Origin of the sequence: Nocardioides agri (assembly GCF_013778305.1) — a bacterium.
Lineage (GTDB): Bacteria > Actinomycetota > Actinomycetes > Propionibacteriales > Nocardioidaceae > Nocardioides > Nocardioides agri.
On record NZ_JACEIC010000002.1, the window covers coordinates 569,699 to 595,018 of the forward strand.

30 protein-coding genes and 2 tRNA genes are annotated in these 25,320 nt (G+C 72.7%); 12 read left to right on the forward strand and 20 right to left on the reverse strand.

What is annotated here, in order from left to right; genetic code table 11:
• Window position 1: 1 nt before the first annotated feature.
• On the reverse strand, window positions 2-1,501 hold the full coding sequence (locus HZF07_RS07245; RefSeq protein WP_157340529.1) for an AlkA N-terminal domain-containing protein: 1,500 nt from the start codon (window positions 1,499-1,501) through the stop codon (window positions 2-4).
• Between the two features lie 140 nt (window positions 1,502-1,641).
• Between HZF07_RS07245 and HZF07_RS07250 the strand changes: the two genes are divergently transcribed.
• On the forward strand, window positions 1,642-2,736 hold the full coding sequence (locus tag HZF07_RS07250) for an LCP family protein (protein WP_157340531.1): 1,095 nt from the start codon (window positions 1,642-1,644) through the stop codon (window positions 2,734-2,736).
• 102 nt (window positions 2,737-2,838) lie between these two features.
• Window positions 2,839-4,344 (forward strand): amidohydrolase family protein, encoded by a 1,506-nt coding sequence (locus HZF07_RS07255; RefSeq protein ID WP_309504640.1) that lies wholly within the window; start codon window positions 2,839-2,841, stop codon window positions 4,342-4,344.
• A gap of 50 nt (window positions 4,345-4,394) precedes the next feature.
• On the opposite strand, the gene HZF07_RS07260 is transcribed toward HZF07_RS07255, so the two are convergent.
• From HZF07_RS07260 to HZF07_RS07280, 5 genes are all read right to left on the reverse strand, one after another.
• Window positions 4,395-4,470: transfer RNA gene (locus HZF07_RS07260), tRNA-Glu, on the reverse strand.
• 84 nt (window positions 4,471-4,554) lie between these two features.
• Window positions 4,555-4,626 (reverse strand) — tRNA-Gln (locus tag HZF07_RS07265).
• Between the two features lie 56 nt (window positions 4,627-4,682).
• Window positions 4,683-5,639 (reverse strand): CPBP family intramembrane glutamic endopeptidase, encoded by a 957-nt coding sequence (locus tag HZF07_RS07270; RefSeq protein ID WP_309504641.1) that lies wholly within the window; start codon window positions 5,637-5,639, stop codon window positions 4,683-4,685.
• A gap of 2 nt (window positions 5,640-5,641) precedes the next feature.
• Window positions 5,642-7,102: a glutamate--tRNA ligase gene (gene gltX / locus HZF07_RS07275; RefSeq protein ID WP_157340535.1), complete on the reverse strand. Its 1,461-nt coding sequence runs from the start codon at window positions 7,100-7,102 to the stop codon at window positions 5,642-5,644.
• Entirely contained in the window at window positions 7,099-7,908 is an 810-nt protein-coding gene (locus tag HZF07_RS07280; RefSeq protein WP_181644903.1) for a fumarylacetoacetate hydrolase family protein, read from the reverse strand. Before HZF07_RS07280 ends, gltX begins: the two co-directional genes overlap by 4 nt.
• A gap of 41 nt (window positions 7,909-7,949) precedes the next feature.
• Here HZF07_RS07280 and HZF07_RS07285 point away from each other — a divergent pair, with 41 nt between their 5' ends.
• The 4 genes from HZF07_RS07285 to HZF07_RS07300 are packed head-to-tail and all read left to right on the forward strand — an operon-like array spanning window position 7,950 to window position 10,022.
• The gene (locus HZF07_RS07285; RefSeq protein WP_157344727.1) at window positions 7,950-8,849 is read left to right on the forward strand and encodes a 3-methyladenine DNA glycosylase; all 900 of its coding nucleotides are present in this window, start codon (window positions 7,950-7,952) and stop codon (window positions 8,847-8,849) included.
• Between the two features lie 10 nt (window positions 8,850-8,859).
• Window positions 8,860-9,030, forward strand: coding sequence for a DUF6767 domain-containing protein (locus HZF07_RS07290; protein WP_157340537.1), 171 nt, complete (start codon window positions 8,860-8,862; stop codon window positions 9,028-9,030).
• A gap of 18 nt (window positions 9,031-9,048) precedes the next feature.
• Window positions 9,049-9,465: a VOC family protein gene (locus tag HZF07_RS07295; RefSeq protein WP_157340539.1), complete on the forward strand. Its 417-nt coding sequence runs from the start codon at window positions 9,049-9,051 to the stop codon at window positions 9,463-9,465.
• A 5-nt stretch (window positions 9,466-9,470) separates the two neighbouring features.
• A complete protein-coding gene (locus HZF07_RS07300; protein ID WP_157340541.1) occupies window positions 9,471-10,022 on the forward strand; it encodes a M23 family metallopeptidase in 552 nt (183 codons plus the stop codon).
• Here the strand turns inward: HZF07_RS07300 and HZF07_RS07305 are convergent.
• Together HZF07_RS07305 and HZF07_RS07310 are read right to left on the reverse strand one after the other, a co-directional pair.
• Window positions 10,003-10,440, reverse strand: coding sequence for an iron chaperone (locus HZF07_RS07305; protein ID WP_157340543.1), 438 nt, complete (start codon window positions 10,438-10,440; stop codon window positions 10,003-10,005). The genes HZF07_RS07300 and HZF07_RS07305 overlap by 20 nt on opposite strands.
• Before the next feature lie 25 nt (window positions 10,441-10,465).
• Complete coding sequence (locus HZF07_RS07310) at window positions 10,466-11,032, reverse strand: TetR/AcrR family transcriptional regulator C-terminal domain-containing protein (protein ID WP_181644904.1); 567 nt, start codon at window positions 11,030-11,032, stop codon at window positions 10,466-10,468.
• Between the two features lie 94 nt (window positions 11,033-11,126).
• On the opposite strand from HZF07_RS07310, the gene HZF07_RS07315 reads away from it, so the two are divergent.
• The 4 genes from HZF07_RS07315 to HZF07_RS07330 are packed head-to-tail and all read left to right on the forward strand — an operon-like array spanning window position 11,127 to window position 13,302.
• Window positions 11,127-11,729, forward strand: coding sequence for a biotin transporter BioY (locus tag HZF07_RS07315; RefSeq protein WP_157340546.1), 603 nt, complete (start codon window positions 11,127-11,129; stop codon window positions 11,727-11,729).
• A gap of 1 nt (window position 11,730) precedes the next feature.
• Entirely contained in the window at window positions 11,731-12,426 is a 696-nt protein-coding gene (locus HZF07_RS07320) for an energy-coupling factor ABC transporter ATP-binding protein (protein WP_181644905.1), read from the forward strand.
• Window positions 12,426-13,037, forward strand: coding sequence for an energy-coupling factor transporter transmembrane component T family protein (locus HZF07_RS07325; protein ID WP_157340548.1), 612 nt, complete (start codon window positions 12,426-12,428; stop codon window positions 13,035-13,037). The genes HZF07_RS07320 and HZF07_RS07325 overlap by 1 nt, the downstream gene beginning before the upstream one ends.
• A 49-nt stretch (window positions 13,038-13,086) precedes the next feature.
• Window positions 13,087-13,302, forward strand: coding sequence for a hypothetical protein (locus HZF07_RS07330; RefSeq protein ID WP_157340550.1), 216 nt, complete (start codon window positions 13,087-13,089; stop codon window positions 13,300-13,302).
• A 7-nt stretch (window positions 13,303-13,309) separates the two neighbouring features.
• Here HZF07_RS07330 and HZF07_RS07335 read toward each other — a convergent pair whose 3' ends face one another.
• From HZF07_RS07335 to HZF07_RS07355, 5 genes are read right to left on the reverse strand one after another with little or no spacing between them, the layout of a single operon-like run.
• Window positions 13,310-13,723 carry an MmcQ/YjbR family DNA-binding protein gene (locus HZF07_RS07335; protein WP_157340552.1) on the reverse strand — a complete coding sequence of 138 codons (414 nt, stop codon included), beginning with the start codon at window positions 13,721-13,723 and terminating at the stop codon, window positions 13,310-13,312.
• Window positions 13,720-14,376: an SDR family oxidoreductase gene (locus HZF07_RS07340; RefSeq protein WP_157340554.1), complete on the reverse strand. Its 657-nt coding sequence runs from the start codon at window positions 14,374-14,376 to the stop codon at window positions 13,720-13,722. The genes HZF07_RS07335 and HZF07_RS07340 overlap by 4 nt, the downstream gene beginning before the upstream one ends.
• 20 nt (window positions 14,377-14,396) lie before the next feature.
• Window positions 14,397-14,915, reverse strand: coding sequence for a GNAT family N-acetyltransferase (locus HZF07_RS07345; protein WP_157340556.1), 519 nt, complete (start codon window positions 14,913-14,915; stop codon window positions 14,397-14,399).
• Window positions 14,909-16,309 carry an amidase gene (locus HZF07_RS07350; protein WP_181644906.1) on the reverse strand — a complete coding sequence of 467 codons (1,401 nt, stop codon included), beginning with the start codon at window positions 16,307-16,309 and terminating at the stop codon, window positions 14,909-14,911. The genes HZF07_RS07345 and HZF07_RS07350 overlap by 7 nt, the downstream gene beginning before the upstream one ends.
• A gap of 43 nt (window positions 16,310-16,352) precedes the next feature.
• Window positions 16,353-16,904, reverse strand: coding sequence for an NAD(P)H-dependent oxidoreductase (locus HZF07_RS07355; RefSeq protein WP_157340558.1), 552 nt, complete (start codon window positions 16,902-16,904; stop codon window positions 16,353-16,355).
• A gap of 72 nt (window positions 16,905-16,976) precedes the next feature.
• Here HZF07_RS07355 and HZF07_RS07360 point away from each other — a divergent pair, with 72 nt between their 5' ends.
• Window positions 16,977-17,573 (forward strand): TetR/AcrR family transcriptional regulator, encoded by a 597-nt coding sequence (locus HZF07_RS07360; protein ID WP_157340560.1) that lies wholly within the window; start codon window positions 16,977-16,979, stop codon window positions 17,571-17,573.
• On the opposite strand, the gene HZF07_RS07365 is transcribed toward HZF07_RS07360, so the two are convergent.
• Window positions 17,570-17,725, reverse strand: a complete 156-nt coding sequence (locus HZF07_RS07365) for a hypothetical protein (RefSeq protein ID WP_157340562.1) — start codon at window positions 17,723-17,725, stop codon at window positions 17,570-17,572. The two genes, HZF07_RS07360 and HZF07_RS07365, sit on opposite strands and share 4 nt — an antisense overlap.
• A gap of 103 nt (window positions 17,726-17,828) precedes the next feature.
• Between HZF07_RS07365 and HZF07_RS07370 the strand changes: the two genes are divergently transcribed.
• Window positions 17,829-18,242 carry a VOC family protein gene (locus tag HZF07_RS07370; RefSeq protein ID WP_157340564.1) on the forward strand — a complete coding sequence of 138 codons (414 nt, stop codon included), beginning with the start codon at window positions 17,829-17,831 and terminating at the stop codon, window positions 18,240-18,242.
• A gap of 3 nt (window positions 18,243-18,245) precedes the next feature.
• On the opposite strand, the gene cimA is transcribed toward HZF07_RS07370, so the two are convergent.
• The 6 genes from cimA to HZF07_RS07400 form a co-directional block, all read right to left on the reverse strand.
• The gene (gene cimA / locus HZF07_RS07375) at window positions 18,246-19,826 is read right to left on the reverse strand and encodes a citramalate synthase (RefSeq protein ID WP_157340566.1); all 1,581 of its coding nucleotides are present in this window, start codon (window positions 19,824-19,826) and stop codon (window positions 18,246-18,248) included.
• 136 nt (window positions 19,827-19,962) lie between these two features.
• Window positions 19,963-21,564 (reverse strand): serine/threonine-protein kinase, encoded by a 1,602-nt coding sequence (locus HZF07_RS07380; RefSeq protein ID WP_157340568.1) that lies wholly within the window; start codon window positions 21,562-21,564, stop codon window positions 19,963-19,965.
• A gap of 82 nt (window positions 21,565-21,646) precedes the next feature.
• The gene (locus tag HZF07_RS07385) at window positions 21,647-22,558 is read right to left on the reverse strand and encodes an MBL fold metallo-hydrolase (protein WP_181644907.1); all 912 of its coding nucleotides are present in this window, start codon (window positions 22,556-22,558) and stop codon (window positions 21,647-21,649) included.
• Window positions 22,559-22,562: 4 nt separating this feature from the next.
• The gene (locus HZF07_RS07390; protein ID WP_157340570.1) at window positions 22,563-23,636 is read right to left on the reverse strand and encodes a branched-chain amino acid aminotransferase; all 1,074 of its coding nucleotides are present in this window, start codon (window positions 23,634-23,636) and stop codon (window positions 22,563-22,565) included.
• Between the two features lie 91 nt (window positions 23,637-23,727).
• Window positions 23,728-24,822 (reverse strand): 3-isopropylmalate dehydrogenase, encoded by a 1,095-nt coding sequence (locus tag HZF07_RS07395; RefSeq protein WP_157340572.1) that lies wholly within the window; start codon window positions 24,820-24,822, stop codon window positions 23,728-23,730.
• Between the two features lie 10 nt (window positions 24,823-24,832).
• Window positions 24,833-24,970: a hypothetical protein gene (locus HZF07_RS07400; protein ID WP_157340574.1), complete on the reverse strand. Its 138-nt coding sequence runs from the start codon at window positions 24,968-24,970 to the stop codon at window positions 24,833-24,835.
• Window positions 24,971-25,320: the final 350 nt, after the last annotated feature.

Below are 25,320 nucleotides of genomic sequence, written 5' to 3' on the forward strand. Positions count from 1 at the left end.
GTCACTGCTCCTTCGGGTGCGTGTCGAGGGTAAGGCTCTGCCAGAGGTGCAGCTGGGCGTAGGAGCGCCACGGGCGCCACTCCTCGGCCAGCTGCGCGGCCGTGCCCGGGTCCCGGTCGAGACCGGCGAGCGCGTCGCGGATGCCGATGTCGGTCGGCAGGAACACGTCGGGGTGCCCCAGTGCCCGCAGCGCGATGTAGTCGGCGGTCCACGGGCCGATGCCGGGGATCGCCAGCAGCGCCCGGCGTACGTCGTCGCGGTCCGGGCCGCGGTCGAGCGCGATCGTGCCGTCGGCGAGCGCCGCGCACAGCGCGATCAGCGCGCGACCGCGGGATCGCGGCATCGGCAGGTCGATGGGGTCCAGCGCGGCGATCGTGGCCGCGTCCGGGAAGAGGTGGGTGAGGCCGTCGGCCGGGTGCGCCAGCGGTCGGCCGTGCGCGGCCACCAGCCGGGCCGCGACCGTGCGGGCACCCGCGACGCTGACCTGCTGGCCCAGCACCGCCCGCACCGCGATCTCGTGGCCGTCGACGTGGCCGGGCACGCGCAGCCCGGGCCGGGCGCGCACGAGCGGGCCGATCAGCGGGTCGCCCGCGAACGCATCGGCGACCGCCACCGGGTCGCAGTCGGCGTCCAGGAGCCGGCGGACCCGTTCGGTCGCCGCGCTCACGTCGCGCAGGTCCTCGAGCACGAACGTCGCGGTCGCGAACGCGGTGTGGTTGGGCTCCGTCTCGTCCGGCACCTCGAGCCGCACCGTGCCGGACCCGTGGGGCAGCGCCAGGGTCCGCGCGTACCAGCCGTCGCCGGCCGCCTCCACGCCCGGGATCGCCCGCAGCGCGAGGAACGCCAGCAGCTCGCGCCCGGCGTACGGCGTGCGCACGGCGAGGCGCATGGTGACGGTGCCGGTGGCGGGTCGCCCGCCCCGGCGGCCGCGCAGGTCGGTCGGCGAGGACGCGTAGACCTCGCGGATCGTGTCGTTGAACTGGCGCACGCTGGAGAAGCCCGCGGCGAACGCGATGTCGGCATAGGTCAGGTCGGTGGTCTCGATCAGCACGCGGGCGGTCTGCGCGCGGCGCGCGCGGGCCAGGGCGAGCGGACCGGCGCCGAGCTCGGCGGTGAGGATGCGGCCGAGGTGGCGCGACGTGTAGCCGACCCGGGCGGCCAGGCCGTCCACCCCCTCGCGGTCCACGACGCCGTCGGCGATCAGCCGCATCGCCCGACCGGCCGCGGTGGCGGCGACGTCCCAGTCGGGGCTGCCGGGCGTCGCGTCGGGGAGGCACCGCTTGCACGCGCGGTAGCCCGCGGCCTGCGCGGAGGCGGCGCTCGGGTGGAACGTGACGTTCTGGAAGGCGGGCGTGCGGGCCGGGCAGGACGGGCGGCAGTAGATGCCGGTGGTGCGGACGGCGGTGTAGAAGACTCCGTCGAAGCGCCGGTCGCGCGACTTCACGGCGCGGTAGCAGGACTCGGGGTCGAGCCGCGTCTCCAGCGGGATCGTCGTGGCCATGACCCCATCCTGCCTGCCGCCGCCGACCTGATCCGGCGGAAATCGGACACGGTCGTGAGCGAGGGCCGACCCCGCCGTCGCGCGGGACCGATAGGCTCCGCGGGATCGGGTGGATCTCGGGTGCGGGAGGGAGGATCCACGTGGGTGGAGCGAGCCGTCGTCACCGGCGCAGGGTGCTGCGCGTCATCGTGGTGGCCGAGCTCGTCATCGCCCTGCTCACCGGCGCCGGCGTGGTCTTCGCCTACAACCGCATCGACCGGCAGATCGACGCCGGCGCGCCGATCCCCCGCACGCCGGCGATGCAGCAGAAGGCCGAGGCGGCGGCGAAGCTGCCGACCGGCGGCTTCAACCTCCTCGTCATCGGCACCGACACGCGCGACTGCGACGGCTGCGACATCGACCGCCAGGGCGGCCTCGGCGGATCGGACCTCACGATGCTGCTGCACGTGGCCGACGGCCGCCGCTCGGCGTACGGGATCTCGATCCCGCGCGACACCCTGGTCGACCGGCCCGAGTGCGTGGACGAGGACGGCGTCACGCACCCGGCTGAGGCCGACGTCATGTGGAACGAGGCCTTCGCGGTCGCCGGCGCGGCGTGCACCGCGGCCCAGGTGCAGTCCCTCACCAGGATCCCGGTCGACCACTACATCGTGGTCGACTTCGGCGGCTTCAAGGACATGGTCGACGCCGTCGACGGCGTCGAGGTCTGCATCCCGGCGGACATCGACGACGCCGAGCACAACATCCACCTCGACGCCGGCACCCGCAAGCTCTACGGCAACGACGCACTCGCCTACGTCCGTCAGCGCACCTCGACGCCGAACGCCGACATCGGCCGCATGCGGCGCCAGCAGGCGTTCGCCGCGTCGATGCTGACCAAGGCGACCTCCGCCCGGATGCTCACCCGGCCCGACAAGCTGCTGTCCTTCGCGACCGCCCTCGCCGGCTCGATCCAGACCGACCCCGAGCTCGCGAGCGTCGCCGCGCTCGTCGACCTCGGCGGCTCGCTGCGGCAGACCGACCTCGAGAAGATCCGCTTCGTGACCGCACCGGTCTCGGACTTCCCGATCGGCGACCCCAACTGGGGCCGGCTGCAGCTGCTCCCCCAGGCCGAGCAGCTGTGGCAGAAGGTCATCGACGACGAGCCGCTCGGCGCGCTCGGCCGTGGCGCGATCAGCGGGCGCAAGCCAGCCGGGGCCCGCGAGGACGCCGCTGCCAACGGACTCTGCCCGTGACCGCGCGCTCCCAGCTCGATCGGCGCGCGGCGACCCCGCGGCGCGGCTGGTGAAGGTCGACGAGGCGCCCCCCATCGTCTTGTGGGATCCACCGAACGGATCGTGGCAGCGCGCCATGACAATGGCGGGATGACCACGACGATCCTGCGCGGTGGCCGCGTCATCGACCCTGCTGCCGGGACGGAGGTCGTCGCCGACGTCGTCGTGCGCGACGGTCGGGTCGCGGCGATCTCCGCCGTCCCGCTGCTCGAGGACGGCGCCACCGTCGTCGATGTCACCGGCCTCGTGGTCGGCCCGGGGTTCGTCGACCTGCACAGCCACGTGCACTCGATCGCCGGGCAACGGCTGCAGGCCTTCGACGGCGTCACCACCAACCTCGACCTCGAGGCCGGCCTGATGCCGATCGAGCGGGCCTACGCCGAGGCCGCGGCCGCCGGCCGCGTGCTCAACTACGGCTTCTCCGCGTCCTGGGCCGACGCGCGCGGCCAGGTGCTGTCCGGCGTCACGCCGACGGCCCGCTTCGACTCCTCGACCAACCTGCTCGGCGACCCGGAGTGGCAGCGCACGTCGACGCCCGCCGAGCTCGCGGCCTGGCTGGACCTGCTGGAGCGCGAGCTCGCCGGCGGGGCGCTCGGCATCGGGATCCTGATGGGCTACGCGCCGCGCTCGGACCCGAAGGAGTACGTCGAGGTCGCCCGCCTCGCCGCCGCCGCGGGCGCGCCGACGTTCACGCACGTGCGCGAGCTGGTCGAGGCCGACCCGACGACACCGATCGACGGCTCGGGCGAGGTGGCGCTCGCCGCCAAGGAGACCGGCGCCGCGATGCACCACTGCCACGTCAACAGCACGTCGCGCCGCCACGTCGACCGGGTGCTCGGCACCCTCGACGAGGCGCGCGCGGCCGGCTCGCGGGTCAGCGTCGAGGTCTACCCCTACGGCATGGGCAGCACGAGCATCGGCGCGTTCTTCCTGGCGCCCGAGCGTCTGGACGCGTGGGGCCTCACGGCCTCCAGCATCGTCATGCTCGGCAGCGGCGAGCGGATCGCCGACGTACGCCGGCTCGCGGAGCTCCGCGAGCAGGACCCCGGCGCGACGTGCGTGGTGGAGTTCCTCGACGAGCGGCAGGAGTCCGACCGGGAGATCCTGCGCCGGGCGCTCGCCTACCCCGACGCGATCGTCGCCAGTGATGCGATGCCCCTGGAGTGGCCGGACCGGCGCCACGACACCCGCGAGTGGCCGCTGCCGCCCGGCGCGTCCACCCACCCGAGGACGTCGGGCACGTTCGCGCGCAGCCTGCGCCTGATGGTGCTCGAGCACGGGCTCTGGAGCTGGGCCGAGGCGTTCCGGCGCTGCTCCTACCTGCCCGCCCGCGTGCTCGACGAGGTCGCGCCGGCCATGCGCGCCAAGGGGCTGCTGGCACCGGGCGCCGACGCCGACCTAGTCGTCATCGACCCAGCCACCCTCACCGACCACGCCACTGTCCACGACCCCACCCGCCCCTCGGGCGGCGTGCGACACCTCATGGTCGGCGGCACCTTCGTCATCCGCGACGGCGCCCTCGACCTCGACGCCTACCCGGGACGGGCCGTCCGCGGCGAGGTGCGCTGATCCCGCGGGGAACGCAGAAGGCCCGGAGCGAGAGCTCCGGGCCTTCTGTCTGGTACCCCGTACGGGATTCGAACCCGTGCTTCCGGCGTGAGAGGCCAGCGTCCTGGGCCGCTAGACGAACGGGGCATGTTTCAGTTGTTGACCAACCGGCGAAAGCCTAGCGTTTGCTGGGTTCTCGCACCAAATCGCCGCTCGTGAGCGGCGATCTCGCTGGGATACTAGGACTCGAACCTAGACTAACTGGACCAGAACCAGTCGTGCTGCCAATTACACCATATCCCACTGTTCTACCAGTGTTTCGGCCCCGCTGGACGAGCCAGCAGGACCGAGAAAGAACCTTACACGCGACCGTTCGAGGCGAGCAAAACGCCACCCCCGAAAGGGGTCTGCGTGGTGGAACGCACACCCAGCCGGCGAGCCGCCCACACCACCAGGCCGAGGTAGACGAGCGACTGGGTGAGCGTCACCGGGATCGACCACCAGCTGCCACCGGTGGGGTTCAGCGTGGAGGCCATGTCGCCGAACGCGATGGCGAGCCCGAAGGCCAGCCAGTTGTTGAGCACGTGCATCGCGATGCCCGCCTCCAGGCCGCCGGTGAGCACGACCGCGAGGCCGGCGACGACCCCGAACGCGAAGCGGTCGAGGAACACCGGCGCACTCTGGCCGCCGTGCGCGAGCGCGAAGAGCAGCGCCGGCACCAGGACGGCGATCCACGCCTTGCCGAACGCGCCCCCGAACGCCTGGGTGAGGTAGCCCCGGAAGGCGTACTCCTCCCCCGCCGCCTGCAACGGCGTGAGGAACGCCACGACGAGCAGGAAGTCGCGCATGGTCGTCGTGTACTCGTTGACCCCGCCACCGATCTCAGTGCCCTCGACGGTCTGCGGCACCATGGCCGACACCAGGAGCGTGGCGACCAGCGCGACCAGCGACAGCCCGAGGCAGGCGACCAGCCAGCCCCACCGGATCCGGGGACGCACCGAGGCGAGCCAGCCGGGCCGCAGGCCGTGCAGGTAGCGGTTGATCAGCCACGCCACCGGGATCGCCCCGGCGATCGCGAGGTTGAGGTAGGCGAGCGACACCGGCGTCGGGTCGTCGAGGTCGAGCAACCGCTGCGACGACTCGACCACGTCACGCCCGGTGACCGCGAAGCCGATCGCGAAGCCGAGCTGTACCAGCAGCGGCACCACGACGATGAACGCCGTGGCCAGCAGGACGACGCCCAGGAAGGGACGCCACCAGCCAGGGCGCCCGCCGCGGTGGATCCGGTGGTACGGCAGCCCGGCGTGGTCCTCCACGGTCAGCCGAGCGCGCTCTGGAGACGGGCCAGCGAGCGGTCGCGTCCGAGCAGCTCCATGGACTCGAAGAGCGGCGGCGAGACCCGGCGCCCGCTGATCGCCACCCGCACGGGCCCGAACGCGTTGCGCGGCTTGAGCCCCATCGCCTCGACGAGCTCGGCCTGCAGCGCCTCCTGGATCGCGGCGCTCGACCACTCGTCGAGGCCGGAGAGCCTCTCGAGCGCGCGACGTACGACGGCCCGCCCGTCGTCGTCGAGAAACTTCTCGGCGTCGGCGGGGTCGACGACGAAGTCGTCCTCGCTGACGAAGAGGAAGCCGAGCATGTCGACCGACTCGGTGAGCTTGTTGATCCGCTCGGCCACCAGCGGCATCGCCAGCTCGAGGAGCCGCGCGTCGGCGTCGGTGACCGGGTCGGAGACGACGCCCGCGGACTTCAGGTAGGGCAGGACCCGGTCGGTCATCTCGTCGAGCGAGAGCAGCCGCATGTGCGAGGCGTTGATCGCCTCCGCCTTCTTGATGTCGAAGCGCGCCGGGTTGGGGTTCACGTCGGCGATGTCGAACGCGGCGACCATCTCCTCCATCGAGAAGACGTCGCGGTCGGCCGCGATCGCCCAGCCCAGCAGGGCCAGGTAGTTGAGCAGGCCCTCGGGGAGGAAGCCCTGCTCGCGGTAGGCCAGCGCGTGCGCCTCGGGATCGCGCTTCGACAGCTTCTTGTTGCCCTCGCCCATGACGTAGGGCAGGTGCCCGAACTCGGGCGTCTGCTTGGCGATGCCGAGCTCGACGAGCGCGTCGTAGAGCGCGAGCTGGCGCGGGGTGCTCGACAGCAGGTCCTCGCCCCGCAGCACGTGGGTGATCTCCATGTAGGCGTCGTCGACGGGGTTGACCAGCGTGTAGAGCGGGTCCCCGTTGGCCCGGCACAGCGCGTAGTCGGGCACGAACCGGGTCTCGAACGTGACCTCGCCGCGCACCAGGTCGTGCCAGGTGATCGAGCCGTCGGGCATCCGGAAGCGCACGACGGGCTTGCGGCCCTCGGCCTCGAACGCCGCACGCTGCTCGGCGGAGAGCTCGCGGCAGAAGCCGTCGTACCCCATCACCTTGGAGCCGGAGTCCTTGCGGCGGGCGTCGACCTCCTCGTTGGTGCAGAAGCAGTCGTAGGTGTACGACGAGGCCGCGAGCCGCTCCAGCGCGTCGCGGTAGAGGTCGCCGCGCTCGCTCTGGAAGTAGGGCGCGTGCGGCCCGCCGACCTCGGGGCCCTCGTCCCAGTCGAGGCCGAGCCACCGCATCAGGTCGATGATGGCGTCGTAGGACTCCTGGGTGCTGCGCTCCCTGTCGGTGTCCTCGATGCGGAAGACGAACGTGCCGCCGTGGTGGCGGGCGAACGCCCAGTTGAAGAGCGCCGTGCGCACCAGGCCGACGTGCGGGGAGCCGGTCGGCGAAGGAGCCATGCGGACGCGGACGGTCATCGAGATGCCACCTTGTTCGTGAGGGTGCCGAGGCCGGCGATGGAGATCTCCACCTCGTCGCCGACCTCCATGGGACCGACACCCTCGGGGGTGCCGGTGAGGATGACGTCGCCGGGGAGCAGCGTCATGACGCTGGAGACGTGCGCGATCAGCGTCGGGATGTCGAAGATCAGGTCGCTGGTCGAGCCGTCCTGCTTGAGGTCGCCGTTGAGGTGCGTCTGCACCCGGCGGCCCTCGGCGAAGTCGTGGGGGTCGAGGTCGGTCTCGATCCAGGGGCCGAGCGGGCAGAACGAGTCGAAGCCCTTGGCGCGGGTGAACTGCACGTCGCTCTTCTGCAGGTCGCGCGCGGTCACGTCGTTGGCGATCGTGTAGCCGTGGATGACGTCGGTCGCCTGCTCCGGCGGCACGTCGCGGCAGATCCGGCCGATGACGACGGCGAGCTCGCCCTCGAAGTGGAGGTTCTGGGTCTGCGGCGGGTAGTAGATCGGGTCGCCAGGGCCGACGACGCTGGTGTTGGGCTTGAGGAACATCAACGGCTCGGTCGGCACGTCGTTGCCCATCTCGGCGGCGTGCGCGGCGTAGTTGCGGCCGATCCCGACCACCTTGCTGCGCGGCAGCACCGGCGCCAGCAGGCGCACGTCCTCGAGCCGGTGCTCCTGGTCGAGCAGCTTGACTCCGACGTAGAGCGGGTCGCCGGCCAGGGCGACGACGACGCTGTCGGGGTCGGGCTGGCCGAACTCGTCGAGCTCGCCCGTGACCACGCCGTACATGGGGTCCTCGCCGGTGGTGAATCTCGCGATGCGCACCCGCCGAGCCTATCCACCTACGCTTGACGCCCGTGGAGGAGATGGAGCGCGCTGCGTGGGAGGCGTGTGCTGACGCACACGCGGCCCGCATCGACGCCTACGTCGAGCCGCACCTCGCCCGGCGCGGGGCGCGGGTCAAGCACCCGGTGCACGACTTCCTCTTCACCTACTACTCGCAGCGGCCCGCCCAGCTGCGGCGCTGGCACCCCGGGTACGGCGTCCGGCTGGCCGACGCGCCGGCGTACGACGGGCTGAAGGGGTACGCCGACGGCGCGGTGACGACGACGTACGTCGCGTCGCAGCGGCCGCTGCTCGTCGCGCTGCTGCGGCTGCTGCGCGCGACCGCCTCGCGCCCGGCGAACTTCGGCTGCTTCGGCATGCACGAGTGGGCGATGGTCTACCGCCTGTCCGAGGAGGAGACCCGGCACGCGGACTGGCCGCTGCGGCTGGGGGCCGCGGGGACGGACGCGGTCGTCGAGTCGCACCGGATCGCGTGCTCCCACTTCGACGCGTTCCGCTTCTTCACCCCGGCCGCGGCGCCGCTCAACACGCTCGCGCCGTCGTCGTCCGACCGACCCGAGTTCGAGCAGCCGGGCTGCCTCCACGCCGGCATGGACCTCTACAAGCACGCCTTCCGGCTGACGCCGTTGATCTGCTCGGACCTGGTCGCCGACTGCTTCGAGCTCGCCCGCGACATCCGCGTGCTGGACATGCGCGCCGCGCCGTACGACCTGGCCTCGCTGGGATTCGACCCCATCGCGGTGGAGACCGCCGCCGGCAAGGCGGAGTACGCCGAGGCGCAGCGCGGCTTCGCCGAGCGCGGCGCCCCGCTGCGGGCCGCGCTGATCGGCGAGTGCGAGCGGCTGCTGGCGGTGGCCACGCCGCAGCCGGCTGCCGTCGCGGGACCTTCGCCTCTGCTGGCCGGCTCCGAGACGACCTAGCGTTGAGGACGTGGGGAGACCCGATCCGATGTGCCCGGTCCGTCTCGGTGACGCCTGCTCGCTGTGCGCGCCCGGCGCGAGCGGCCCCGAGAGCTGCCCCCTCGTCGCCGAGGTGATGCGCGACCCCGGGCTGCGCGAGCAGCTCGCGGAGATGCGGCGGGAGTCGCTCGCGGTGCGCTGACCCTCGATAATCCGGTGCATGACCTCCCGGCTCACCGAGATCAACGTCGACTGCGCCGACCCGGCTCGCCTGGCGAGCTTCTGGTGCGCGGTGCTCGGCTACGTCGTGCTGGACGCGACCGACGACCTCGTGGAGATCGGCCCGGCCGGCCGAGTGGACGCCGAGCTGCTGGACGGGGTGCGCCGCGGCCCGGTCGCGCCGTCGCTGTTCTTCGCCAGGGTGCCCGAGGGCAAGACCGTCAAGAACCGGCTGCACCTCGACCTCTCCCCGATCGACGGGACGCAGGCCGAGGAGGTCGCCCGCCTCGAGGCCCTCGGTGCGCGGCACGCCGACGTGGGCCAGGGTGACGTCAGCTGGGTCGTGATGGCGGACCCGGAGGGCAACGAGTTCTGCGTGCTGCGCAGCCTGGCGCCGGGCGAGTTCGCGCTAGCGTGACGCCCATGCGCCTGCTCGCGGCCCTGCTCGGGCTGGTCCTGGTCGGCACGCTGGCTCCGGCCGCGCACGCCGACCCGCGGTGGCACTTCTACACCGCCGACCGCACCCGCTACGAGTCGCCGTGGTTCGGCGGCGCGCACCGGATCATGATCCCGTTCGGCTGCACGAGCGCGCCCTACTACTCCCCCGACCCCCGGTGCCGCGGGGGCAACGGCTTCCACCACGGGCTCGATGTCGCGATGCCGTGCGGCACCCGGCTCTACGCCGCGCAGCCCTTCCGGGTCGTCTCCAGCGACAGCCTCGGGTCGGCGTACGGCGAGCACCCGCTGCTGCTGCGCAACGCCAGGCAGGGCTGGGACCTGGTGATCGGGCACACCCGCCGCGTCTACGTGCGTGAGGGCCAGTGGGTCCGGAGAGGCACCGTCTTCGCACGCGCCAGCGACAGCGGCGCCCCCGACGGCTGTCACCTGCACTTCGAGAAGCGGGCGGTCGGCGGTGGACTGTCCACCGCCACCTGGCCCCGCCCGCTGCTCGACCTCAGCCCGCGGCCTTCCTGACCAGCTCCTCGACCCGCGCGACGTCGCCGTCGGTCAGGGTGGTGATCGCGTACTCCGTCGGCCACATGGTGCCGTCGTCGAGCCGGGCACCGTCGTTGAAGCCGAGGTTGGAGTAGCGGTTGCCGAACTTGGCGGCCGGCTTGAAGAAGATGATCGCCTTGCCGTTGCGGCCGTAGGCCGGCATGCCGTACCAGGTCTTGGGGTCGAGGTCGGGCGCGACGGCGGTGACGATCGCGTGGATGCGCTCGGCGATCACCCGGTCGGCGTCCTCCATCTCCGCGATCTTGTCGAGCACGTTCTGGAGGTCGTCGGCCTTCTTGGCACCCTTCTTGCCCTCGGCCTTGAGCTCGGCGGCGCGCTCCTTCATGGCTGCGCGCTCGGCGTCGGTGAATCCGTTGGTGGTCTTCGTCGTGGTCATGCCACCACGCTAGGAAGCGACCGGGTCAGTGCGCTTCTCGATTCCTGACCAGTGCGCGGATCCCGTCGAGGACGATCGCCAGGCCGACGTGGAAGTCGGACTCGGCGCGCGGGGCGTCGTCGATGGCCCCCGCCGAGCCGGCCTGCAGGTGGGTCTGCTCGTCGACCGCGTGACCGAACACGTAGTGGAGGAGCGTGCGCGTGGCGGTCGGCACCAGGCCCGCGTCGAGATCTCCGTCGGCGAGCGCCGATGCGAGCTCGTCGTACGGCGTGGCGGCGCCGAGCCCGAAGGAGCGCACGGTCGCGACCAGCTCGGCGCCGTCGCGGTAGGCCAGCATCGCGTCGCGGAGCTCGGCGCCGATGGCGACCACGCGATCGTCCCAGGCCGCCGGCCGCGGGTCCCGGTGACCGCGACGCAGCACCTCGTCGGCCACGGCGGCGAGCAGCGCCTGCTTGTTGGGGAAGTGGTGGTAGAGCGCGCTGGGCTGCACGCCGAGCTCGGTGGCGAGCCGTCGCATCGTGAGGTCCGCCAGCCCGTAGCGGTCGAGCACGTCGAGCGCCCGCTCGACGACGTCGGCGCGATGGTTGCGCACGTCACACCCTCCCTACCGTCCGGTCACCGTTGACCCCTGCGGATCGGAACCCTAACCTGAACGCCGTTCAGTTCACCACCGCGAAGGACGACCCATGACCATGGCCGAGACGACTCCGACGACGACGGCGCGGCCGCGGCGCTCCGTCACCACCGACCTGGCGCTGATCGCCGGCTTCGCGGCGCTGATCTCGGCCTGCGCCTACATCGGCGCCATCCCCACCGGCGGCTCCGGCGTGCCGATCACGCTCCAGACGTTCGGCGTGATGCTCGCCGGGTGCGTGCTCGGGCCGGTCCGCGGCTTCCTCGCGGTCGGCCTCTACCTCCTGCTCGGCGCGATCGGGCTGCCGGTCTTCGCCGAGCACTCCTCCGGACTGGCCGTCTTCAACGGCCCCAGCGCGGGCTACCTGATCGCCTTCCCCTTCGCCGCCGCCCTGGCCGGATTCCTGGTCAAGTACGTCGCCGGCGAGAACCGCACCCGCGCCATCTGGGTCTTCTTCTGCTCGCTGGCCGGCAGCGTCCTCGTGATCCACCCGCTCGGGATCATCGGCATGAAGCTCTACTTCGACGTCACCTGGCACGAGGCCTTCACCTACGACACGCCCTTCTGGATCGGCGACATCCTCAAGACCACGTTGGTCGCGCTGGTCGCCGCCGAGGTCCACCGCGCGTTCCCGCAGCTCCTCGCGCGTCGCTGAGGTGCCGACGATCTCCTTCGAGGCCGCCGGGGTCAGCGTCGCTGCCCCCGGCGGTCCGCGCGTCGTGCTCGAGCCGACGACCGTGGAGCTGACCGAGCGGCGGATCGGCGTCATCGGCGCGAACGGCTCCGGCAAGTCGACGCTGGCCCGGCTCGTCAACGGGCTCGTCGAGGCGACCTCGGGGCGGGTCCTGGTCGACGGTGTCGACGTGGGCCGCCAGGGCGGCGCCGTACGACGCCGGGTCGGCTTCGTGTTCACCGACCCGGCGGCCCAGCTGGTGATGCCGACCTGCGTCGAGGACGTCGAGCTGTCGCTGCGCCGGCACGAGAAGAGCGCGGCACGGCGGCACGAGAAGGCGCTGGCCGTGCTGCAGCGCTACGGCCTCGGCGACCACGCCGACGTCAGCGTGCACGCTCTCTCGGGGGGCCAGAAGCAGCTGCTCGCGCTGGCCGGCGTGCTGGCGGTCGAGCCGGCCATCGTGGTCGCCGACGAGCCGACCACCCTGCTCGACCTCGCCAACACCCGCCGGGTCGCGGACCTGCTCTTCGGGCTCGAGCAGCAGCTGGTGCTGGTGACCCACGACCTCGACCTGGCCCGCCGCTGCGACCGCGTGCTGGTCGTCGAGGACGCCGCGGTGCGCTTCGACGGGCCGGCCGACGCCGCCGTCGAGCACTACCTCGCCACGGTGGCCGGCTGATGAGCAGCACCGGCCTCGTCGGGGTCTACCAGCCCGGCGACAGCCTGCTGCACCGGGCGCCGGTCGGCCTCAAGCTCGCCGGCCTGATGGCCTTCAGCCTCTCGATCGTCATGGTGCGCAGCATGCCGGCGTCGTGGGCCTTCCTCGCCGTGGCGCTGGTGCTCGGCCTGGTCGGCCGGATCCACCTGATCACCCTGGTGCGCGCGGCGCGGACGGTGCTGTTCTTCGCGGCGTTCGTCGGCGCGCTCCAGTGGCTGTGGTACGGGCGGGACAAGGCGATCGAGACGTTCGTCGACCTGGTCGCCCTGTCGCTCGCCGCGGTCGTCGTCTCGGCCACGACGCCGGTCAACGCGATGCTCGACGCGTTCATCCGCTGGATCACCCCGCTGCGCCGGGTGGGGGTGGACCCGGAGCGCGTCGCCCTGGCGTTCGGGCTCGCGATCCAGGCGCTCCCGGGCACCGTCGCGCTGGCCACCGAGACCCGCGACGCCGCCCGCGCTCGCGGCGTACGGCACCCGCGGGCGTTCCTCACGCCGTTCGTGATCCGGGTCGTCGCGCGCGCCCACGAGACCGGTGACGCGCTGCACGCGCGCGGCATCGGCGATGACTAGTCCGCTCGGAGGATCGACAGGCCCCCTCCACGGGCGGATGATCACCAGGTTGGAGACTCCGACGACGACCGAGGAGGGGCCGATGATCTGGGTGGCGTTGGGCGTGCTCGCGGTGGTCCTCGGCCTCTGCGCATGGGCGGACCGGTCCCGCAGGCGACGCGGTCTGATCGGTGGGATCAACCCGCGTGGTGCTCCGGCGATGGACACCGAGGCGTGGACCGCCAACGGCGGGATCGGGGCCGGCGACGGCGGCGGCGGGACCTGAGCGCCCGTCAGGCCGGATGCTCGGCCAGCCACGCGTCAGCGCGCCGCTTCGAGGCCTGGGCGAGCCAGGCGTCCTGCACCACCTCGGTGAGCTCGGACAGGCTGAGCTCGCCGACGCGGCTGCCGCGCAGGAGCACCGAGGGATGGCCGTCGAAGTGCGGGGTGGTGAAGAACGGCGTGCGCTCGTCCTGCAGCAGCGCCTCCTTCTCCTCCGGGGCGCACCAGAGCACGATCACGTCGTCGTAGCGCTCCCCCGTCTCCGGGTCGAACGCGTCGGGTCGCGGGGTGCGGAAGAAGACGAACGACTTGCCCCCGACCTGGTAGACCGGGTTCTGCGCACGCTGGCCGTGGACGACCGTCACGTGCGGCATCGCCAGGGCGAGCTCGTGGACGTCCTCCAGGCGGGCGGGCCGATCGGTCATCCGGAGTAGGGCACCTCGGCCTGCCAGTCCGCCTCGTCCTGGTGGGCCGCGGCCCAGATCGCGTCCGCGACCCGGTCGGGGGTGAACGGGCCCTGCTTGTCGAGCGTCCCGCGCACGGTCACCGAGACCGCACGGATCCCGTCGGGCGCCAGGGTCGCGTCCAGGCTGCGCACCAGGTTGCGGACGCCGGCCTTCTGCACGCCGAGCGACGCCGCGCGGTGCCACGGCTTGTCCGCGGCCATGCTGCCGGTGACCGTGACCCGCCCGCCTGCGGACAGGTACGGTCGCGCGGCCTGGACGGCGGTCAGAAGCGCGCCGACACCGAGGGCGACGTCCTCGAGGAGCTCCGCGACCGGGAGCTCGAGCGGGTCCTTCTCGCGGAACGCGCTGGGGTTGAAGTGCAGGACGTCGATCCGCCCGGTGTGGTCGCCGAAGCGCTGGATCGCCGCGGTCGCGGCCTCGACGTCGGTGACGTCGGTGACGGCGTGGCCGACATCGACGCCGAGCGCCTCGACCTGACCGGCGAGCTCGGTCAGCTGCGCCTCGTCGACGCCGAGCAGCGCCACGTCGTACCCCTCGCGCGCGAAGCGGCGTGCGACCGAGCCGCTCACGCCGGGTCCGGCGCCCACGACCGCGATGACCGGGCGACTCATGTCCTCACCCTAGCCAGTGGTCACCAGACCTCGCCCTCGCGCCAGTCGCAGACGATCGGGCCGTCGAAGTCGACCGGTCGCCTGGTCTGCACGTAGATGCTGTCCTCGTCGGGGGTCGGTCGGACGCCGTCCGGGCTCAGCACGCTGGCGGGGCCGCGCCACAGGATCCAGCCGCGGGACGAGTAGAGGGAGCGCCCGACGTCGGAGGCGCACAGGCCCATCACCTCGTAGCCGGGCGCCAGCGTCTCCAGCGCGGCCATGACGGTGTGGGCGTAGCCGCGACCGCGGTGGCCGGGATGGGTGGCCACCGACTCGATCCAGCCGCACCGCAGCCAGCGGCCGCCGATGCACAGCCGGCGCAGCACGACGGCACCGTGGGCGACGAGGACGTTGTCGTGGCGCACGAGCGCGTGCGTGCCGCCCAGCGCGTGCTGGAAGGTCGCGTCGTCGTAGTCGTCGAACGCCAGGCCGCAGAGGTCGCGCACGTCGGCGAGCCCGTGCGGGCCGAGGTGCGCGGTGTGGACGAGCGAGATCACCACCCGGGCGGTCTCCGGTCCTGCCAGGGCGAGGCCTCCTCGACCTGGGCGGCGAGAGCGAGCAGCAGCTCCTCCTCGGCCGGCCGGCCGGCCAGCATGACGCCGACCGGAAGGCCGTCGTCGGTCCAGTGCACCGGCAGCGAGACGGCCGGCATGCCGGTGACGTTCCACGCAGAGGTCCACGGCGTGAAGGCCTTCTGTGCCTCGAAGTCGCGCTCCGGGTGGTCGTCGTCCCGCATCGCCCCGACGGGCAGCGGCGGGGTGGCGAGCGTGGGGGTCAGCACGACGTCGTACGGCGCGAGCGCCGTCAGCGCGCCGGCCGCGAAGCGCCGCATCGCGCCGATCGCGAGGCCGAACTCAGGCCCGCTGACCGCGCGACCGCGCTCGGAGAGCCAGCGGGTCAGCGGGCGGAGCAGGTGCTCCCGGTCCGGCGGGACGGCCGACAGCGCGGTGAGCACCGCCCAGCAGGTCTCGAAGACCGGCACCGCCTCCGCCGGCAACGGCACCGCGACGTCCTCGACCTCGTGGCCGAGCGACTCCAGCAGGCGCGACGCGTCCTCCCAGGCCTGCACGCACGCGGGGTCGACGACGGTGTCGGTGATCACGGGTGCGATGAAGCGAGCGACCCGGAGCCGCCCCGGGTCGCGGTCGCAGGCCGACAGGAACGTCGCGGAGGGAGGTGGGGCCCAGGCAGGGTCTCCCACCCGGCGACCGGCGAGGACATCGAGCATCGCCGCCGCGTCCCGCACGGTCCGGGCGATCGGCCCAGCCGTCCCCAGACCCACCGGGTCGCCGTACATGGGGTGGCCGCTGATCCGCCCGCGGGTGGGCTTGAGGCCGACCAGCCCGCAGCAGGACGCGGGGATCCGGATCGAGCCACCGCCGTCGGACCCCTGCGCGAGCGGGACGAGCCCGGCCGAGACCGCTGCGGCCGCGCCGCCGGAGGACCCGCCGGCCGTGCGGGTCCGGTCCCACGGGGTCACCGCGGGCGGCGCGACGTCCGGCTCGGTGTAGCAGGGCGACCCGAACTCCGGCGTGTTCGTCTTGCCCAGGCTGACCAGGCCGGCGGCCTCCAGCGACAGCGTCACGTTGTCGGAGAGGTCGGGCACGAAGTCGGCGAAGGCCGCCGAGCCGAACGTGGTGCGCACCCCCGCCGTCAGGTTGAGGTCCTTGATCGCGGTCGGCACGCCCCACAGCGGCGACGGACCGGGGCCACCGGAGTCCAGGGCCGCCGCGCGCTCGCGGGCGAGGTCGGGCGTGAGCGTGACGAACGCGCCGACCGAGTCGAGTCGGTCGGCGCGTTCGAGGTAGTGCTCGGTGAGCTCGAGCGGCGAGACCTGGCGACGGCGCACCAGGTCGCCCTGCTCGAGAGCGGTCAGGTCATGGAGCTCGGCCACGACCCGACCGTAGTCCCCTCGGTGGGACCGGGACGGGACGGGCTCAGGCGGCGGGCGCGCTGGTGTCGTGCTCGGCGAGCAGGCGCACCGCGCCGCTGAGCCGGGCGAGGACGTCCGGGTCGGTGAGCACGTCGACCTCGAGGGCCGACTGCGAGACGGTCACGTCCTCGACGACGACGGCGCCGGCGATCCGGGCCGAGCGCGCGGCGTCCGCGTGCGCCCACTTGCCGCCGTACGGCGTGGGGGTGGCGCCGACGACGCCGAAGGGCTTCCCGACCATGGCGCCGGCGCCGTACGGCCGGGAGAGCCAGTCGATGGCGTTGTTGAGCACGGCCGGCATGGTGCCGTTGTACTCGGGCGTGACCGCGAGCACGCGGTCGGCCGCGGCGACCCGCTCGCGCAGCGCGACGGCGGAGGCCGGCACGCTGGCGGGGTTGTCGACGTCCTCGTTGTAGAAGGGGATCTGGTCGAGGCCCTCGACGATGTCGACGCGCACGCCGGCGGGCGCGAGGGAGGCGAGCCGCTCGGCGAGCCGGCGGTTGAGGGAGTCGGCGCGCAGGCTGCCGACCAGGACGGCGATGGTGGTGTCGGTCATGTGGACGAAACGGACTGCGGTCCGCTTTCTATTCCGAGGCGCCCCGTGGCGCGGGTCACTAGGGTGGCGCCGATGCCCGAGCCGATCGCCCTGCCCCTGGTCGGCGCTCCCCCGCCCGAGCGCCGCGATGCCGCGCGCAACCGCGAGCTCCTCCTCGACGCGGCCACGGCGTTGATCGAGCGCAGCGGCCCGCGAGGCGTGACGATGGACGCCGTCGCCCAGGCAGCGGGCGTCGGCAAGGGCACGGTCTTCCGTCGCTTCGAGTCCCGCGAGGGCCTGATGGCCGCCGTGCTCAACCACTCCGAGGCCGAGTGGCAGCTGCAGGTGATGTCCGGGCCTCCGCCGCTCGGGCCCGGCGCCGACCCGTGGGACCGGCTTCTGGCCTTCGGCCGCACCCGGCTGGAGACCACGCTCCTGCACGCCGAGCTGATCCGCGAGGCCGGCCGCACCGGCGCGCGGGCGGCCGGCGCCTACTCCTTCACCGTGACCCACGTCCGCTACCTGCTCACCGAGCTCGGCGTCCGGGGCGACCTGCCGATCCTGGCGACCGCCCTGCTCGCCCCGCTCGAGCTGCCGATCCTCGACCAGCAGGTCAACCTCGACGGGTTCCCCGTCGACCGGGTCCACGAGGGCTGGGTCGACCTGGCGCGGCGGATCGTGGGCCGCTAGGCCGCCTGCGACGATCCGGACGACCCAGCACCCCAGGCGACCACGACGGTGACCGGCTGCCCGGAGAAGTCGCCGGCGTAGTAGCCGTTGTGAGGGTGGGCGCGGCCGGTGTACGTCCCCGTCTCCTCCTCGATCACGAACGATCCGCCCATTGCTCCCACCTCCTCTGCCGGCCTGCTCGTCTGCTCGTCGGTCCTGGAGATGGAGACCGCCGGACCGTGGCGGAATCATCGGTCCGGGCGCAGGATCGGCACCATGTCCGAACTCCCACCAGCACCTCGGGTCCTCCAGATGCGGCTCGTCGTGCACACCGACGACTACGAGACCGCGCTCGCGTTCTACCGCGACGCGCTCGGTGCGCGCGAGGAGCTCACCGTGCACGGTGACGACGGCGCGAAGGTCACCATCCTCGACGTCGGGCGCGCCACGCTCGAGCTCTCCAATAGCGCGCAGGTCGACCTGATCGACCGGGTGGAGGTGGGCCGACCCGTGAGTCCTCGGCTCCGGGTCGCGTTCGAGGTCGCCGATGCGGCGACCGTGACCGACGAGCTCGTCGGGGCGGGCGCCGAGCTCATCGCGCCGCCGACCCGCACGCCCTGGGACTCCCTCAACTCCCGGCTGGGCGCGCCCGCGGGCCTGCAGCTGACGATCTTCGAGGAGCTGCGGTAGCGCTCAGCCCTCGTGCCGGCGCAGGCCGAAGGTGACCCCGTCGACGAGCGCGCCCCACGACGCCTCGATCACGTTGGCGCCGACGCCCACCGTGATCCACGAGGACTCCCCGTCGCTGGTCTCGATGAGCACCCGCGTGGTGGCGTCGGTGCCGTGGCCCTGGTCGAGGATGCGGACCTTGTAGTCGATCAGCTCGAGCTTCGCGACCTCGGGGTAGGCCTGCTCGATCGCCTGCCGCAGGGCGTGGTCGAGCGCGTTGACCGGGCCGTTGCCCTCACCGGTCTGCACGTAGCGCACACCGTCGGCGGTCAGCTTCACGGTGGCCTCGGACACGGCGTCGTCGCCGGGCCTGCTGTCGGTGATGACCCGCCAGGACTCGACGTCGAAGTACGTCGGCCGCTGCCCCTCGACCTCCTCGATCAGCAGAAGCTCGAAGGACGCGTCCGCGGCCTCGAAGGTGTAGCCCCGGCTCTCCAGCTCCTTGACCCGGTCGGTGATCCGGGTGACGAGCTCCCGGTCACCCGAGAGGTCGAACCCGAGCTCGCGACCCTTGAGCTCGATGGACGCGCGGCCGGCCATGTCGGAGACCAGCAGCCGCATGTCGTTGCCGACGCCGGCGGGGTCCATGTGCTGGTAGAGGTCGGGATCGACCTTGATCGCGCTCGCGTGCAGGCCGGCCTTGTGGGTGAACGCCGAGGCGCCGACGTAGGGCTGCCGCGAGGCCGGCGGGAAGTTCGTGACCTCTGCGACCGCGTGCGCGATCCGGGTGGCCTCACCGAGGAGGCCCTGCGGGAGCACCTGCTTGTCCAGCTTGAGCTCGAGGTTGGCGACGACCGCGACGAGGTCGGCGTTGCCGGTGCGCTCGCCGTACCCGTTGATCGTGCCCTGCACGTGGGTGGCACCGGCGTCGACGGCGGCCAGGGTGTTGGCGACCGCGCAGCCGGTGTCGTTGTGGCAGTGGATGCCGACCCGCACCTGGGCTGTCTCCCGCACGTCGTGGACGACCTCGGCGACCCAGCCGGGCAGCATCCCGCCGTTGGTGTCGCAGAGGGCGATCACCTCGGCCCCGGCGTCGTACGCCGTGCGCAGCACCTCGAGCGCGTAGTCGCGGTTGGCGCGGTAGCCGTCGAAGAAGTGCTCGGCGTCGAGGAAGACCGTCTGCCCCTCCTCACGCAGGTGGGTGACGGTGTCGCGCACCATCGCGAGGTTCTCCTCGAGGGTGGTGCGCAGCGCGAGCTCGACGTGCCGGTCGTGCGACTTCGCGACCAGCGTGACCACCGACGCGCCGCTGTCGCGCAGCGCGGCGACCAGCGGGTCGTCGGCGGCCTTCACCCCCGCCCGGCGGGTGGCGCCGAACGCCGCGAGCCTGGCGTTGCGCAGCGACAGCTCCTGCGTCGCGCGGCGGAAGAACTCGGTGTCCTTGGGGTTGGCGCCCGGCCAGCCGCCCTCGATGTAGCCGACGCCCAGGTCGTCGAGCTGCCGCGCGATCGACAGCTTGTCGGCGACGGAGAGGTTGAGACCCTCCTGCTGCGCGCCGTCGCGCAGTGTCGTGTCGTAGACGTGGAAGGCGCCGTGGAGGTCCATCGGTTCTCTCTCGTACGGGGGTGGGGGCTGGTCGAACAACAAAAAAACCTCTCGGGAACGAGAGGTCGGCGCGTCGGGCGGGGCTCGACGCGCTAGCGAATGATGATCTCCGAGGAGATGCGGCTCTGCATGGTGCTCATCTTGGCACGCGCAGCAGGGACGCCGCGAGCGTCTTGCTCAGCGGACGGTCGTCGTCGGGCGTCCAGGTCGCGCCGGTGACGTCGGCCCGCAGGGCGAGCGCGATGCCGGCGGCCATCAGGACGATCAGCGCGACCAGCCAGCGGCGTGGGTCGGCGGCGAGGGGGGTGACCGCCCAGCCGACGGGCCCCCGCACCCGGGAGCCGTCCGGGCCCCACCACAGCGCGCCGGCCAGCACCACGCCGCAGACGAAGAGGGCGAGCTCGACGCCGGTCGCGATCGCGTAGCAGACCAGGGCCGCCGCCGCGGCGAAGCCGGCCGCCCACAGCCCGAGCAGCACGGCGCCCGGGATGGACTGGATCAGGTGCCACGGGGAGGCGAGCAGCAGCTGCACGCCGTCGTACCAGCGACCGCCGCGGCACTGGCGGCGCCGGTCGTGCGCGGACGCCGCGAGCGAGGCGCTGCGCAGCAGCCAGGAGCCGACCAGCAGCACGGCCAGCGACAGCCACGGGAACGCGGCGCAGCCGAGGCCCGCGACCAGAGCCAGCAGCACCAGCAGGGCGCCGCGGCGCAGCCGCTCGGCGCCGGAGACCTTCGGCTCCGCCCAGGGCTGGTCCACGGTCACGCCCTCGGGCGGCAGGGCCAGCGTGTACGGCTCGGGGTGGTCGTGGCCGGGCCAGACGTCGGTCTCGTCGTCGGCGCCGGCCTGGGCGGCGAGCGCCAGGGGCACGGTGTAGGGATCGTGCTCCTCGTGGACCGGCGGCGGGACGACGACCGAGCCGCGGCGCGTCGTCGTCGGCCGCAGCCAGGCGAGGATCTGGTCGAGCGTCGGCCGGTGCCTCGGCTCCGGGTCGAGCGCCGCGGCGACGACACCGTGCAGCTCCTCGGGCAGCCCGTCGAGGTCGAACTGGCCGCGCCGGACCCGGTCCATGATCGCCATGGCGGGGCCGCGGCCGAACGGCGGGTGGCCGAGCCCGGCGTACGCGACCGTGGACGCCCACGAGTGCACGTCGGAGGCCGCCGTCGCGTCCTCGCCGTAGAGGATCTCCGGCGCGAGGTAGCCAGGCGTGCCGAGCAGCCAGCCCGTGTGGGTGAGCTTCGGGTCGTCGGCGACCCGCGCCAGCCCGAAGTCGATGAGGATCGGGGTGCGGCCCTCCATGAGCACGTTGGAGGGCTTCACGTCGCGGTGCAGCACGCCGACCGCGTGCACCGAGGCGATGCCCTCGGCGAGGCAGGCGGCGAGCCAGTAGAGGTCGTCCCCGGTGACCGGCCCCTCCTCGCGCACCAGGTCGTGCAGCGAGAGACCGGGGACGTAGCGGGTGGCGACGTAGGGGACGTCCGCCCACGGGTCGGCGTCGACGATCTCGGCGACCCACTGGCTGCGGATCCGGCTCAGCGAGCCGACCTCGCGCTCCAGGCGCTGGCGGGCCTCCTGGTCGCCGACGATGTGCGGTCGCAGCATCTTCAGCGCCACCCGCTGGCCGGCGTCCCCGCGGCGCGCGAGGTGCACGACCCCCATGCCGCCCTCACCGAGCTTGGCCAGCAGGGTGTAGCCGCCGACCGTCGGCTGCTCAGCCGGCGTGGAGGGGGACGTCGTCACGCGCCGAGGTTACCTGCGCGGAGCGGCTCTCCCGGCGACCCCCGCCGTACCGACGACTTCCCGCCGCGGACCGGAGGCCGGGTCAGGCCCAGGGGTCCTCACGGCGCCACACCGTGGGGAGGTGCACGCTGACACCCGAGGCCGCGGCCAGCTCGTCGAGGATCCGCATGCTGACGTCCAGGTCGTCTCCGAGGTAGGGCAGCGCTCGCAGCGGCCGGTCGAGCGGGCGGAAGAAGTCGTCCCAGTGGGTCAGCACGACCGTGCGCGCGCCGACGGCCTCGACGGTCTCGGCCCAGTACCTGCGGATGTAGTCCTCGCTCTGCACGCCGAGCTGGCCGACGCCGAGGTAGGCGACGTCCGCTCGGCGTCCCGCCAGCGCGCCCTCGACGTACCCGGCGCTGCCCTGGAGCAGCGCGCTGCGCCCGCTGGCGTGCGAGAGCAGGATCGACCAGGCCTCGCCGCACTTGTAGGCGCCGGCCCTCACCGGCGGCACGACCGGCTCGGTGATCACGCCGGGGAAGCGGTCCGGCGGGCAGTGGTGCGACTCGACCAGCGTCAGCGTGAACGCCCCGAGCTGCTGCGGCTCCCCCGGCGTCACCACCCGGACCCGGTCGGCCGGCAGCCCGTGCCCGCGGCCGACGTACGCCGTGGACTCGCCCCCCACGAGCACCGCGCCGGTCCGGTCCGCCACGACGGCCGAGTCCATCGCGTGGTCGTAGTGCGTGTGCACCGGGAGCACCGCCGCGAGCCGGTCGACGCCGGCCCGCGCGAGCGCGGCGTCGATGCGGCCCTGGTCGGGCGCGATCCTGCCGAGCACGACCTTGGCGAGCGACGGGCGGGAGAAGAACCCGTCCGTCATCAGCGCCGTCTCGCCGTCGTCGATCAGCAGGCTGGCGACGCCGAGGAACGTCACGCCCCACGGGCCGGTGGCCGCGGGCACGTCGAAGCGGTCGGCGTACCGCGTGATGTCGGGACGGCCCGGCTTGAGGCGCACCGCGTCAGACGATCTGGTGCATCCAGCCGAAGGTGTCCTCGGCGCGGCCGTACTGGATGTCGACGAGCGCCTGGCGGACCCGCGTCGTGAAGTCGGTGCTCGCGGGCGCCGGGACCGTGCCCTCGCGCGACCGGAGCTCGCCGACGGGGGTGACCACGGCGGCGGTGCCGCACGCGAAGATCTCGGTGATGCGACCGCTGGTGACGCCCTCGCGCCACTCGTCGATGGAGAACTTCCGCTCCTCGACCTGGTGCCCCAGCTTGCCGGCCAGCTCGATGATGCTCGACCGGGTGATGCCCTCGAGGATCGTGCCGGTCTCGGGGGTGACGATGTGCCCGTCGTCGAAGACGTAGTACATGTTCATGCCGCCGAGCTCCTCGACGTATCTGCCCTCCTGGCCGTCGAGGAAGACGACCTGGTCGCAGCCGTGGCCGATGGCCTCCTGCTGGGCGACGAGGGACGAGGCGTAGTTGCCGCCGGTCTTGGCCGCGCCCATGCCGCCGCGGCCGGCCCGGGTGTACTCCTCCGTCAGCCACAGGGTGACCGGCTTGAGGCCGCCCTTGAAGTAGGCACCCGCCGGGCTGGCGATCACCATGAACGTGACGTGCTGGGAGGGCCGCACCCCGAGGAACTTCTCGGAGGCGAACATGAACGGCCGCAGGTAGAGGCTCTTCTCCCCCGCCGGGTCCGGCACCCAGCGCTTGTCGACCGCGACGAGCGCGTCGACGGCCTGGATGAAGTCGTCGACCTCCAGCACCGGGAGCGCGAGCCGGTGGCTCGAGCGCACCATGCGCTGGGCGTTCTCCTCGGGCCGGAAGGACCAGATCGACCCGTCGTCGTGGCGGTAGGCCTTCATGCCCTCGAACGTCTCCTGCGCGTAGTGCAGGACGGCGGTCGCCGGGTCGAGCGTGAGCGGGCCGTAGGGCTCGATGCGGGCACCGTGCCAGCCGGAGTCCGGGGTCCACTCGACCGTGAACATGTGGTCGGTGAAGTGCAGGCCGAAGCCGGGGTTCGCGAGGATCTCGGCGAGGCGCTCGTCGGAGACCGCGGCGCTCGACGGGGTGATGCTGATCTCCATGGGGGACAACTTAGTAGGCCTTCCAGGTAAATGAGGATGGCCGGGCACACGAAGGTGTGCCCGGCCGTCGGTGGGGTTCGACGAGGGGCGGTCAGCCGGCTACTCGGGCGGCGATCGCGTCGCCGACCTCGGAGGTACGCCGTCCGCCCGTCGGACTGCTGCCCGCGGGGCGCTCGGCGATGTCGGCGATCGCCGCGGACTCGATCGCGGCGGCGGCGTCGGCGTACCCGAGGTGGTCGAGCAGCAGTGCCGCGGACAGGATCGCGGCGGTGGGGTCGGCCTTCTGCTGCCCGGCGATGTCCGGCGCGGAGCCGTGCACGGGCTCGAACATGGAGGGGGCCGTCCGGTCGGGGTTGACGTTGCCGGAGGCCGCCAGGCCGATGCCGCCGGTGATCGCGGCGGCGAGGTCGGTGATGATGTCGCCGAAGAGGTTGTCGGTGACGATCACGTCGAAGCGCGCGGGGTCGGTCGTCATGAAGATCGTCGCCGCGTCGATGTGCATGTAGTCGGTGGTCACGTCGGGGTGCTCCGCGGCGACGGACTGGAAGATCCGCCACCAGACCGAGCCCGCGTGCACGAGCACGTTGGTCTTGTGGACCAGCGTCAGCTTCTTGCGCGGGCGGCGCTGGGCGCGGGCGAAGGCGTCGCGGACGACCCGCTCGACGCCGAAGGCGGTGTTGACCGAGACCTCGGTGGCCACCTCGTGCGGCGTACCGACGCGCAGTGAGCCGCCGTTGCCGGTGTAGGGACCCTCGGTGCCCTCGCGGACCACGACGAAGTCGACCTCGCCCGGGTCGGCGAGCGGGCCGGGCACGCCGGGGAAGATCCGGGACGGGCGCAGGTTGACGTAGTGGTCGAGCTCGAAGCGCAGCCGGAGGAGCAGGCCGCGCTCGAGGATGCCCGGGGGCAGGTTCGGGTCGTTGGGCTTGCCGCCGACCGCACCGAGCAGGATCGCGTCGTGCTGGCGGATCTCGTCGAGCACGGAGTCCGGCAGCACCTCGCCGGTCGCGAGGTAGCGCTCGGCGCCGAGGTCGTAGCGGGTCTGCTCGAACTTCACTCCCGCCGGCGACGCGACCTCGAGGACCTTGACGGCCTCGGCGGTCACCTCCTGGCCGATGCCGTCGCCGGGGATGACGGCGAGCTTGATCGTGCCGTGGGACGTGGTCGCGTGCGGGTCGGTGCTCATGCGTCGGAGGCTAGTTGTCGTCGGGGCGCTGGCCGCCGTTGTCCCGCAGGTCGAGAGATGCCTGCAGCGCCGCGCTGACGTTCTCGTGGCTGCGGGGATTCTCCGGGTGGTGCTGAGCGGGACCCCAGTCGGGGTACATGTCGTACATCGCGGTGCTCTCTCTCGTGTCTTCGTTCTCGGATGAGGTGCCGGTCGGCTCCGGTACACCTGGAACGAAGATGATCCGCTCGAGAGAGCGATCGGCCTGCGGGTCACACAGGCTGAGGGAGAACCATCAGGGAGCGGGTCGCGCCGTGCTGCTGGGCGCTCGGTCGCCGCGGAGACATCTTCGATCCAGATGTGCCCGAACCAAATCGGGGGGAGAGACCGTCAACGCCGAACACCGCGGCGAGGTGGCCTCTCTAAGAAGCCCCGCCGCGGCAGTCAATAAGTACGTAGACGCTCCGCATGGTGTCGCTACCGTACGGTAGCGACGTCGCCCCGGACACCGGTTTTCCC

What these genes read in the sequence shown, in the direction of transcription:
- HZF07_RS07395 (WP_157340572.1), bottom strand. Translation starts at nt 24,822, where the DNA reads ATGAGCACCGACCCGCACGCGACCACGTCCCACGGCACGATCAAGCTC.
- gltX (WP_157340535.1), bottom strand. Translation starts at nt 7,102, where the DNA reads ATGACCGTCCGCGTCCGCATGGCTCCTTCGCCGACCGGCTCCCCGCAC.
- HZF07_RS07370 (WP_157340564.1), top strand. Translation starts at nt 17,829, where the DNA reads ATGTCCGAACTCCCACCAGCACCTCGGGTCCTCCAGATGCGGCTCGTC.
- HZF07_RS07285 (WP_157344727.1), top strand. Translation starts at nt 7,950, where the DNA reads ATGGAGCGCGCTGCGTGGGAGGCGTGTGCTGACGCACACGCGGCCCGC.
- HZF07_RS07245 (WP_157340529.1), bottom strand. Translation starts at nt 1,501, where the DNA reads ATGGCCACGACGATCCCGCTGGAGACGCGGCTCGACCCCGAGTCCTGC.
- HZF07_RS07400 (WP_157340574.1), bottom strand. Translation starts at nt 24,970, where the DNA reads ATGTACGACATGTACCCCGACTGGGGTCCCGCTCAGCACCACCCGGAG.
- HZF07_RS07300 (WP_157340541.1), top strand. Translation starts at nt 9,471, where the DNA reads ATGCGCCTGCTCGCGGCCCTGCTCGGGCTGGTCCTGGTCGGCACGCTG.
- HZF07_RS07325 (WP_157340548.1), top strand. Translation starts at nt 12,426, where the DNA reads ATGAGCAGCACCGGCCTCGTCGGGGTCTACCAGCCCGGCGACAGCCTG.
- cimA (WP_157340566.1), bottom strand. Translation starts at nt 19,826, where the DNA reads ATGGACCTCCACGGCGCCTTCCACGTCTACGACACGACACTGCGCGAC.
- HZF07_RS07315 (WP_157340546.1), top strand. Translation starts at nt 11,127, where the DNA reads ATGACCATGGCCGAGACGACTCCGACGACGACGGCGCGGCCGCGGCGC.
- HZF07_RS07390 (WP_157340570.1), bottom strand. Translation starts at nt 23,636, where the DNA reads ATGGAGATCAGCATCACCCCGTCGAGCGCCGCGGTCTCCGACGAGCGC.
- HZF07_RS07360 (WP_157340560.1), top strand. Translation starts at nt 16,977, where the DNA reads ATGCCCGAGCCGATCGCCCTGCCCCTGGTCGGCGCTCCCCCGCCCGAG.
- HZF07_RS07295 (WP_157340539.1), top strand. Translation starts at nt 9,049, where the DNA reads ATGACCTCCCGGCTCACCGAGATCAACGTCGACTGCGCCGACCCGGCT.
- HZF07_RS07305 (WP_157340543.1), bottom strand. Translation starts at nt 10,440, where the DNA reads ATGACCACGACGAAGACCACCAACGGATTCACCGACGCCGAGCGCGCA.
- HZF07_RS07335 (WP_157340552.1), bottom strand. Translation starts at nt 13,723, where the DNA reads ATGACCGATCGGCCCGCCCGCCTGGAGGACGTCCACGAGCTCGCCCTG.
- HZF07_RS07355 (WP_157340558.1), bottom strand. Translation starts at nt 16,904, where the DNA reads ATGACCGACACCACCATCGCCGTCCTGGTCGGCAGCCTGCGCGCCGAC.
- HZF07_RS07365 (WP_157340562.1), bottom strand. Translation starts at nt 17,725, where the DNA reads ATGGGCGGATCGTTCGTGATCGAGGAGGAGACGGGGACGTACACCGGC.
- HZF07_RS07340 (WP_157340554.1), bottom strand. Translation starts at nt 14,376, where the DNA reads ATGAGTCGCCCGGTCATCGCGGTCGTGGGCGCCGGACCCGGCGTGAGC.